The following is a 9,899-nucleotide window of genomic DNA, read 5'->3' as shown; positions in this document are numbered from 1 at the left end:
TAACGGCAAAATCCAATATATATAGTATTAAAATTACAATTTCTTCTTGGTTTGGCATTTTAGAGAACCGGAATGGTGTAAAAATGCTTTTTAGGAATGATTGCTTTACGGAATTCATCTTAACTGAACCTGTCAAAGTTATCCACAGGCGTTTTAAGACTTCCTAAACAAATAATCGTTGACATAGAGGGGTATGTGCGGTAAATTGCGCGATCCTTATCGAATTATAGCTGGAGAAATACAATGAAACGTACCTATCAACCATCCAAAGTAAAACGTGCTCGCACGCATGGTTTTTTAGTACGCATGAAGACTCGTGCAGGACGCGCTGTAATATCAGCTCGCCGTGCTAAAGGCCGTGCTCGTATCGGTCTATAAAGACCTATTTGGCAAATTCTCCATAATTTGCAAACTAAATTAACCAAACTTACAAAAACGGATGAATTTTCATCCGTTTTTAATTTCCGTAAGCGACTTTCCTCTCAGCACCTCAGTTTTCACTACCAACCCAACGCGTTGTCCTTATTTCGTTTAGGTATGGTCGTGGGAAAAAAAACACAGAAGTTGGCTGTGAAACGCAACTATATGAGACGCGTCTTACGTGAATTAATGCGAAAAAAACAAGAACAACTCTTAAATTTTGATATAGTGATACGCATTCAAAAATCGTTTTATCGCAACGATTTTGTAAACATTGAAACTGAAGTTGATCAAATGATTGCAAGATTAAAAAAGTGAAATCAATCGCAATTCTATTTGTCAGATGTTACCAATTATTATTAAGTCCTTTTTTTGGTCAGCAATGTCGTTTTTCACCTACATGTTCGCAATACACCATAGATGCGATACATAAAAAAGGTTTAATACAAGGTATTTTTTTATCAATGAAACGAATAGGTAAATGTCATCCATGGTGCAAGGGTGGTCATGACCCTGTTATTTAATTTTGGAATTTTATAATTTATGGATACGAAGCGTTTAATACTGTTTGTTGTATTTTCTTTTTCAATTCTTTTGCTATGGGACACCTGGCAACGTAAACATGCTCCAGTCGCTGAAGTTGCAACCCAACAAGATGCAAGCGTTCCATCTTCACAAAAATTAAATTCTATTGATACTAAAACTATTGCACTCGATTCTATTTTTAAATTAGAAACAGGTTCGCGTATTAAAGTCGCCACTGATTTATACCAGATTGAAATTGATACAGTCGGCGGGGACATTCGTCGATTACTTTTAAATAATCATTTGGCTGATAATGCGCAGGATAAATTTGTGCTATTAGATGACTCACAAAAACCATTATTTTATGTTGCACAAACCGGACTCATTGGTAATGATTTGCCAACACATAAATCAATATTTACATCTGAAAAAACTAATTATGTTTTAGAAAGTGGACAAAATCATTTAGATGTAAAATTGCATTACAAAAATCAAGATGTTGAAGTTTCAAAAATTATTTCTTTTGATCGCGGTAGCTATCAAATAGCAGTGCGTTATGAAATTACTAATCATGGAAAATCAGCGATTACGCCATCAGCTTATTTCCAGCTTGTGCATGATGATGGCTCTGCTCAAGAAAGTAAAATTACGCCTACATTCATTGGCGGCGCTTACTATAACGAAGCTGATAAGTTTAAAAAAATTAATTTTAGTGACATGAAAAAACGAGACTTGTCATTGATATCGGTTGATGGCTGGATTGGTGTAGTACAACATTATTTTGCGAGCGCGTGGATTCTGCCTGGAAATCAAAAGCGTGAATTTTATACAAAAGAAGTTGCAGAAAACATTTATTCATCAGGTGTGTTGACACAGCTTTCCGTTATTCAGGCGGGTGAAAAAAAAGAATTTTCAACCAAACTTTATTCGGGACCGCAAATTCAAGAAGAACTTGAAAAAGCAGCGCCAGGACTTAGTTATACAGTTGATTACGGTTGGTTAACTTTTATTGCTTCACCTTTGTTTATGGTGCTTCATTGGATTCATAAACTAGTAAATAACTGGGGCGGTGCAATTATTCTTTTGACTGTCTTAATTAAGATTCTTTTTTATCCGCTCTCAGCCGCAAGTTATAAATCAATGGCTCAATTGCGTGAATTAACTCCGCGCTTGCAAAGCATGAAAGAAAAATTTGGAGATGACAAAGCTAAATTTCAGCAAGCTATGTTAGAGCTTTATCGCACAGAAAAAATTAATCCGATGGGCGGTTGTTTACCTATTCTTATTCAGATCCCTGTTTTCATTTCCCTCTATTGGGTGTTGATGGGCGCCGTTGAATTAAGACACGCACCTTTCATGTTATGGATTACCGATCTTTCTGTAAAAGATCCTTACTATGTATTGCCTATTATTATGGGCATCAGCATGATCATTCAGACAAAACTTAATCCAGCACCTACGGATCCGATGCAAGCAAAATTGATGATGATCATGCCGGTGGTATTCAGTGTATTTTTCTTTTTCTTTCCCGCAGGCTTAGTACTCTATTGGGTGATTAATAACGTATTGTCTATTCTTCAACAATGGATGATTAATCGATCCATTCATGCAGCCGCATTAGCTAAGAAAGGCAATGCAGCTCGCAAATAATTTAGACACCATTGCTGCTATTGCTACACCCTCGGGTGCTGGCGGCATTGGTGTTGTGAGAGTTTCAGGATCTCAAGCGCGCGATGTTGCGAAACATCTTTTAGGTGTTTGCCCCGAAAATCGTTTAGCTTCATACCTGCAGTTTTTGGATGTTAATGGCCAAGTCATAGATCGCGGCATCGCACTTTTTTTTAAATCCCCCCACTCGTATACCGGTGAAGATGTCTTAGAGCTTCAAGGCCATGGCGGCATTGCTGTGATGCAACTTTTATTGGCGCGCTGTATTGAATGTGGTGCGAGACTTGCAAAGCCTGGAGAGTTTACTGAGCGCGCTTATCTTAATGACAAAATTGATTTAACTCAGGCAGAAGCTGTTGCAGATTTAATTAATGCTTCAACAGCCGAGGCAGCAAAAAGTGCTATGCTTTCCCTGAGTGGTTATTTTTCGAATAAAATCAATGACTTACTTAAAGAGCTCATTGATTTACGTATGTATATTGAAGCCTGCTTAGATTTTCCAGAGGAAGAAATCGACTTCATTACGACTGGCAAAGTAAAGGAAAAGCTTTTAAGCCTGAAGCTTCGCATGGATGAAGTAACTTTATCTGCTAAACAAGGACGTTTATTGCGTGAAGGCTTTACAGTGGTGTTGGTGGGTCAACCCAATGTGGGCAAGTCGAGTTTGCTCAATCAATTATCTGGAAATGATCAAGCCATTGTGACTTCCATTCCTGGCACAACGCGCGACCCCATTAAAAGTGAAATTCAAATTGATGGTATTCCTATTCATGTGATTGATACAGCCGGATTAAGAGATACCAACGATGAAATTGAAAAAATGGGTATTGAAAAAACATGGATTTCGATAGAAAAGGCCAATATCGCATTATTTTTAGTAGATGCTGGCATGGGTATTACCGATTACGAGAAAACCATTCTAAATCGCATTCCAAAAGACGTTTTTAAGGTGTGGGTTCACAATAAAATTGATTTGATGTCTAAAAAAGCATCATCTGAAATAATTGAAGGCGAGTATCATCTTTTTATCTCCGCAAAAAATGGAGAAGGTTTGGCTCAACTCAAGAATGTTTTATTAAAAATGGCTGGTGTTGAATTTAGTAAGGATGGCAACCAAGGTATTTTTATGGCCAGACAAAGACATTTAGATGCGCTCGATATAGTCTCAAAACGTTTGAATGAGTCAGTGAATCAGATTCAGTCGCCTGAATTGATAGCCGAAGAGCTTAGACAAGCGCAAACTTCATTGGCTTCTATTACTGGCGAATTCACCCCAGACGATCTCCTGGGGGAGATTTTTAGCCGTTTTTGTATCGGCAAGTAATTCTTTGTTCCACGTGGAACAGTTTTTTTCCTCTTTAAGCAAATGTTTCACGTGAAACAATGGTTTTCATAGTGATTATCAGTAGATTAAAGTAAAATTACACCTTTATAATTGACGTAAAACCATGGAATTTCCAAATAATTTCGATGTGATTGTGGTTGGAGGAGGGCATGCTGGTACAGAGGCGGCTCTTGCTTCCGCTCGCATGGGGCAAAAGACTTTACTTTTAACCCATAACATCGAGACCTTAGGTCAGATGTCATGCAATCCATCTATTGGTGGTATTGGCAAAGGGCATTTAGTCAAAGAAATCGATGCTTTAGGCGGGGCTATGGGTATTGCCACTGATGAAGCGGGTATTCAATTTCGCATTTTAAATAGTAGCAAAGGGCCTGCCGTGCGAGCGACTCGTGCGCAAGCTGATCGTATTTTATATAAAGCTGCGATTCGGCATCGTCTTGAGAACCAACCTAATCTTTGGCTTTTTCAACAAGCAGTTGACGATATTCTTTTAGAGAAAGATCATGTTGCAGGCGTTGTGACGCAAATTGGTATCCAGTTTAAGTCTAGAACTGTTGTTTTAACGGCGGGAACTTTTTTAGGTGGTCTTGTGCATGTGGGCTTAAAAAATTATCAAGCAGGCCGAGCAGGTGATCCACCTTCTATGTCTTTAGCACACCGATTAAGAGAGATTGGCTTGCCTGTAGGCCGTCTTAAGACTGGAACGCCGCCAAGAATTGACGGGCGCACCATTAATTATGCCGTGATGCAGGAACAGCCTGGTGACAACCCCACTCCTTATCTCTCTTTTTATGGCAAAAAAACAACACACCCAAGACAGGTTTCTTGTTGGATTACGCATACTAACGAATCGACACATGACATTATTAGAAGCGGTCTCGATCGATCCCCAATGTATACGGGCGTAATTGAAGGTGTAGGCCCACGTTATTGTCCATCTGTTGAAGATAAAATCCATCGTTTTGCAGATAAAGACTCACATCAGATTTTTCTAGAGCCAGAAGGCTTAGACACCAACGAAATTTATCCAAATGGTATTTCAACAAGCCTCCCTTTTGACATACAGTACAAATTAGTCCGTTCAATCAATGGGTTAGAGAATGCACACATCTTAAGACCGGGATATGCGATTGAATATGATTACTTTGATCCGCGTAATTTAAAGTCGAGTTTAGAAACCAAATCCATTCAGGGCCTATTTTTTGCAGGACAAATTAATGGTACAACGGGTTATGAAGAGGCGGCGGCTCAAGGACTCTTGGCAGGTACAAACGCGGCTTTGATGACGCAAGATAAAGATGCTTGGTGTCCTAAGCGAGATGAAGCTTATTTGGGCGTCTTAGTAGATGACCTCATTACACGAGGTGTTACTGAGCCTTACCGCATGTTCACAAGCCGAGCAGAATACCGTTTGATGTTAAGAGAAGACAATGCAGACTTAAGATTAACTACTATGGGCCGTAATTTAGGCTTAGTGGATGATGAGCGCTGGATCATGTTTAATAAAAAACAAGAAACGATCCAATCAGAAGAAGCGCGCTTAAAAAAATTCTTTATAAGACCACAAGATATTTCAATTGAAAAGCAAGAAGCTATTATTGGAAAAGCAATTGATCACGAATATAGCTTGTTTGATTTATTAAGACGACCTGAAGTCAGTTTTGCAGGCGTAAAAGAATTGATGAAAGAAGATGCGGATCTTATTGATCCAGCAGTCAGAGAGCAAGTCGAAATTTCAGCGAAATATAAAGGCTACATCGTAAGACAACAAGAAGAAGTAGATCGCAGCCGAGATCAATTAGACTTTCCTTTGCCTCTAGACCTTGATTACAAAGATGTGCACGGGCTAAGTGCAGAGGCGCAACAAAAATTAAATCTTCACAAGCCTGAGAATTTAGGACAAGCGTCGCGCATCTCCGGCATAACACCTGCGACTATTTCATTACTTTTAGTGTTTATTAAACGTAAAAATAAACCTAAAAAAATGACAGCGAAACGCCCAGCAAAAGCAGCATGAATGAAGCAATAAAAAAAGACCGCGATCTATTGGTCGAGGGCTTACATCGCATGAGTTTAAATTTGTCTGAGCAAATGATAGACCAACTAATGGCGTATTTAAATTTAATTGAAAAGTGGAATCGCGTATATAACTTAACAGCGATTCGCGAGCGAGACGAAATGATTAAATTACATTTTCTTGATAGCTTATCTATTTTGAATCATGTAGAGATGGAACATGTGTTGGATGTTGGAAGTGGTGCAGGATTTCCTGGCATTGTATTGGCGATTACAAAACCCGAATTAAAAGTGACTGTGATGGATTCGGTGAATAAAAAAACAACATTTATGCAACAAGTGAAAAGTGAGTTATCGCTGACTAATTTAAATGTGATAAATGCCCGCGTTGAAGAATATCAGCCGATCATACTTTTTGATAGGGTGATCACAAGAGCGTTTTCAAATTTAAAAAATATGATGTCACTGACACAACATACATTACAAAAAAATGGTGTGTGGTTGGCGATGAAATCAAAAGATGTCAAAGAAGAATTAGAAGCATTTGAAAAGAATCAATACACGCTGATTCCGCTTGAAGTGCCGTTTATTAATGCTGAACGATATTTAGTTCAATTGAAGAAAGAAATTTTTTAGTTATGCGTATATTAGCGGTGACGAATCAAAAAGGTGGTGTCGGAAAAACCACCACATCGGTAAATTTAGCTGCAAGCCTAGCTGCAAAAAATAAATCTGTGCTTCTCATTGATCTTGATCCACAAGGCAACGCAACGACAGGCTCAGGTATTAATAAATCAACTATTAAAACATCAATTTATGATGTGTTGATTCAAAGTAAATCATTTAACGATATTGTGATTCATTGCGAGCGTGGAGGTTTTGATTTAGCTCCTTCGAATAGAAATCTTGCTGGTGCTGAAGTTGAACTTGTCAATGAAAGCAAACGCGAAATACGATTAAAAGAAGCATTGCAACATTTAAAAAAAGATTACGACTATGTATTATTAGATTGTCCCCCCGCGCTCAATCTTGTGACAGTAAACGCGCTGACTGCTGCAGATGCCGTTTTAATTCCTATGCAATGTGAATATTATGCATTAGAAGGTTTATCAGACTTAGTGAACACTATCAAAAAAGTGAGAAGCAATTTAAATCCTAAAATTGAAATTGAAGGTTTATTAAAAACACTCTTTGATAAGCGCAATATGTTAGCTCAACAAGTGTCAGATCAATTAACGGCGCACTTTGGTGACAAGGTGTATGAAACCATCATTCCGAGAAATGTAAGATTGGCAGAAGCGCCAAGTCATGGCATGCCTATTTTAATGTATGACCGCTCATCTAAAGGAGCTGTAGCATATTTAAAACTTGCCGAAGAAATTATAGAAAAACAAATGAGGAAGTCACATGGTTAAAGCTAAAGGATTAGGTCGCGGACTTGATGCATTATTATTAAGTGGCGAAGAAGACGTTCAAAAAAACGAAGGCACACTTCAGACTTTATTAATTAGTGAATTACAGCCTGGCAAATACCAACCTCGAAGCATTATGCAAGAAGAGGCTTTACATGCGCTTTCACAATCTATTTTAAAACAAGGGGTCATGCAGCCTATTATTGTCCGGCCTGTGGGCAATAATCAATATGAAATCATTGCAGGCGAGAGAAGATGGCGTGCTGCAAAATTAGCAAATCTTAGTGAAGTACCAGTCATCATTAAAAATATTCCTGATGAATCAGCGCTCGCGATGGCGCTTATTGAAAATATTCAACGCGAAGATTTAAATCCATTAGAAGAAGCGATTGGCATTAAACGTTTAATCGATGAATTTAATATGACGCATGAAGAAGCGGCAGATGCGGTTGGTAAATCGCGCGTCACTGTTTCTAATTTACTAAGACTGTTAACTTTAACGAAGCCTGTTCAAGATCGACTATTAAGTGGCAAAATTGATATGGGACATGCAAGAGCTTTGATTGGCTTAGAGGGCAGCCAACAGATAATGTTATGCGAAGAAGTGATTCAAAAAAATCTATCTGTGCGAGAAGTTGAGGCGCTCGTTAAAAACTTACAAAATAGTTACAAAATCGATAGTCAAAAAACCTCCCCTAAAAAGATAAATGCAGATGTGCGTCAGCTTGAAGAATCTTTAGCAGAAACACTTGGGGCATCGGTCACTATTGATGAAAAAAAGAATGGTTCGGGTATTTTAAAAGTGCATTACCGTAATTTGGAGCAATTGGATGAGATTCTTAAAAAAATCAAAGGATAAAGTACGCTTTACCCTTGACGGAACGGCTAATTACAGGGAAAATTCATGCCTTTGTAACTCAAAGATGTTGCACTCAGTGAGCATAAATGTCCGATATTGATGAAATCACTGAAAGAATGAAGCGATTCCCTCAAATCATTCAAAAAATGTTGAGTTTGCAGGTTAAAGCCGCTGGTATATTAACGGTTTTAGTTGCAGTAGTGTTTGGAAAGCATGCAGGTGTGTCTGCGTTGATCGGTAGTGTCTCCGTAATATTCGGTGTACTTCTCGCCTCAAAAATTGCTCACAAAACGGCTTTGAGTAAAGAGCCCGCAGCTATCATTATTAATGTGTTAAAAGCCGAAGCCGTAAAAATTTTTGTAGTACTTGTATCGCTTTGGTCTGCGTTTAAGTTTTATACAGCGCTTGTACCATTTGCACTGATTGCAGGGCTTGTATTGTCAGCCATTATTTCAGGCGCATCGATTACAAAATTAAATGAAGACAAATAAAAGTCATTAGGAAATATTGAAAGCTATGGCAACTGAAGGCACATTAACAGCGAGTGAATATATCACCCACCATTTAACCTTTAATACAAAGGCTATTGGTGAAGGTGCATTCTGGGCAATTAATATTGACTCACTTGTAATGGGTGTATTGCTTGGTATTATTTCAATGGCATTGATATGGATGGTTGCTCGTAAAGCAACAGCTGGCGTTCCTTCAAAAGGCCAAGCATTTGTAGAGCTCATGTTTGGTTTCATTGACGATCAAGTTAAAAATATATTCCATGGCGATCGCCACGCTTTTATCGCACCTGCTGCATTAACAGTTTTTATCTGGGTTCTTGTGATGAACTCCATGGACTTTCTGCCTATCGATGTGATGGCACATTTTATTTACGCACCTTTAGGCATTCACGAATGGCGGAGCGTGCCAACCTCAGACATCAATACAACCTTTGCGCTTGCGATCGCAGTGTGGATCCTTATGATTTATTTTGGTATTAAAGTAAAAGGTTTTGGTGGTTGGATCCACGAATTATTTACAGCCCCTTTTGGTAGCAAAGTTTGGGTATGGCCTGCAAACTTTTTATTTAATATCATCGAATACATTTCTAAACCTTTATCTCATTCACTTCGGCTTTTCGGAAATATGTATGCAGGGGAAGTGATTTTCTTGTTACTCGGCTTATTAGCGTCAACGAGTGTGACAGGCGTATTTTTTGGAGCATTGTTGGGCGCAGGTTGGTCCATATTCCATATTCTAATTGTGGGGCTACAAGCATTTGTCTTCATGATGTTAACGGTGGTGTATTTATCGATGGCGCATGAAGGCCATTAGTTTTTTTATTTAAGTATTTTTAACTGAGAGGGAAGTAAACATGGAACATATACAATATTTAGCAATGATTCAATCTTATACAGCAATTGGTCTAGGTTTGATGATTGGTTTAGCAGCTTTAGGCGCATGTATCGGTATCGGTATTATGTGTGCGAGTTTCTTAGAAGGTGCAGCAAGACAACCCGAAATGATTCCACAATTACAAGGTAAGGTATTCTTACTTTTAGGCTTGATTGACGCTTCTTTTATTATTAGCGTTGGTATCGTGATGATGTTTGCATTTGCAAATCCATTATTAAGTGCAATCGCAAAATAAGTGTTTAGGTTC

12 protein-coding genes are annotated in these 9,899 nt (G+C 38.5%); all 12 read left to right on the top strand.

The genetic code is table 11. The features are described from left to right. The first annotated feature begins 243 nt into the window (after positions 1 to 243). The 12 genes from rpmH to atpE all read left to right on the top strand — a co-directional run bounded on the left by rpmH (position 244) and on the right by atpE (position 9,887). Complete coding sequence (gene rpmH, locus FIT63_RS06790) at positions 244 to 378, top strand: 50S ribosomal protein L34 (protein WP_082092862.1); 135 nt, start codon at positions 244 to 246, stop codon at positions 376 to 378. 27 nt (positions 379 to 405) lie between these two features. Next, on the top strand, positions 406 to 738 hold the full coding sequence (gene rnpA, locus FIT63_RS06785; RefSeq protein WP_223259912.1) for a ribonuclease P protein component: 333 nt from the start codon (positions 406 to 408) through the stop codon (positions 736 to 738). Then, positions 735 to 944, top strand: a complete 210-nt coding sequence (yidD, locus tag FIT63_RS06780) for a membrane protein insertion efficiency factor YidD (protein WP_140007125.1) — start codon at positions 735 to 737, stop codon at positions 942 to 944. The genes rnpA and yidD overlap by 4 nt, the downstream gene beginning before the upstream one ends. 19 nt (positions 945 to 963) lie before the next feature. Beyond that, entirely contained in the window at positions 964 to 2,595 is a 1,632-nt protein-coding gene (gene yidC, locus FIT63_RS06775) for a membrane protein insertase YidC (protein ID WP_140007124.1), read from the top strand. After that, a complete protein-coding gene (mnmE, locus tag FIT63_RS06770) occupies positions 2,579 to 3,937 on the top strand; it encodes a tRNA uridine-5-carboxymethylaminomethyl(34) synthesis GTPase MnmE (RefSeq protein ID WP_140007123.1) in 1,359 nt (452 codons plus the stop codon). Before yidC ends, mnmE begins: the two co-directional genes overlap by 17 nt. Before the next feature lie 124 nt (positions 3,938 to 4,061). Continuing rightward, positions 4,062 to 5,975 carry a tRNA uridine-5-carboxymethylaminomethyl(34) synthesis enzyme MnmG gene (gene mnmG, locus FIT63_RS06765; protein WP_140007122.1) on the top strand — a complete coding sequence of 638 codons (1,914 nt, stop codon included), beginning with the start codon at positions 4,062 to 4,064 and terminating at the stop codon, positions 5,973 to 5,975. Then, complete coding sequence (rsmG, locus tag FIT63_RS06760; RefSeq protein WP_140007121.1) at positions 5,972 to 6,610, top strand: 16S rRNA (guanine(527)-N(7))-methyltransferase RsmG; 639 nt, start codon at positions 5,972 to 5,974, stop codon at positions 6,608 to 6,610. The genes mnmG and rsmG overlap by 4 nt, the downstream gene beginning before the upstream one ends. 2 nt (positions 6,611 to 6,612) lie before the next feature. Next, positions 6,613 to 7,389, top strand: coding sequence for a ParA family protein (locus FIT63_RS06755; protein ID WP_140007120.1), 777 nt, complete (start codon positions 6,613 to 6,615; stop codon positions 7,387 to 7,389). Next, the gene (locus tag FIT63_RS06750; protein ID WP_140007119.1) at positions 7,382 to 8,245 is read left to right on the top strand and encodes a ParB/RepB/Spo0J family partition protein; all 864 of its coding nucleotides are present in this window, start codon (positions 7,382 to 7,384) and stop codon (positions 8,243 to 8,245) included. Before FIT63_RS06755 ends, FIT63_RS06750 begins: the two co-directional genes overlap by 8 nt. 86 nt (positions 8,246 to 8,331) lie before the next feature. Beyond that, positions 8,332 to 8,736: an ATP synthase subunit I gene (locus FIT63_RS06745; protein ID WP_052734671.1), complete on the top strand. Its 405-nt coding sequence runs from the start codon at positions 8,332 to 8,334 to the stop codon at positions 8,734 to 8,736. A 25-nt stretch (positions 8,737 to 8,761) separates the two neighbouring features. Continuing rightward, entirely contained in the window at positions 8,762 to 9,571 is an 810-nt protein-coding gene (gene atpB / locus FIT63_RS06740; RefSeq protein WP_046489111.1) for a F0F1 ATP synthase subunit A, read from the top strand. A 40-nt stretch (positions 9,572 to 9,611) separates the two neighbouring features. Further along, on the top strand, positions 9,612 to 9,887 hold the full coding sequence (atpE, locus tag FIT63_RS06735) for a F0F1 ATP synthase subunit C (RefSeq protein WP_046489109.1): 276 nt from the start codon (positions 9,612 to 9,614) through the stop codon (positions 9,885 to 9,887). Positions 9,888 to 9,899: the final 12 nt, after the last annotated feature.

This window comes from Candidatus Methylopumilus planktonicus (genome assembly GCF_006364715.1).
GTDB classification, from domain to species: Bacteria; Pseudomonadota; Gammaproteobacteria; order Burkholderiales; family Methylophilaceae; genus Methylopumilus; species Methylopumilus planktonicus_A.
Note: the sequence above shows the minus strand (reverse complement) of the source record. Positions and strands in the feature narration are given on the sequence as shown.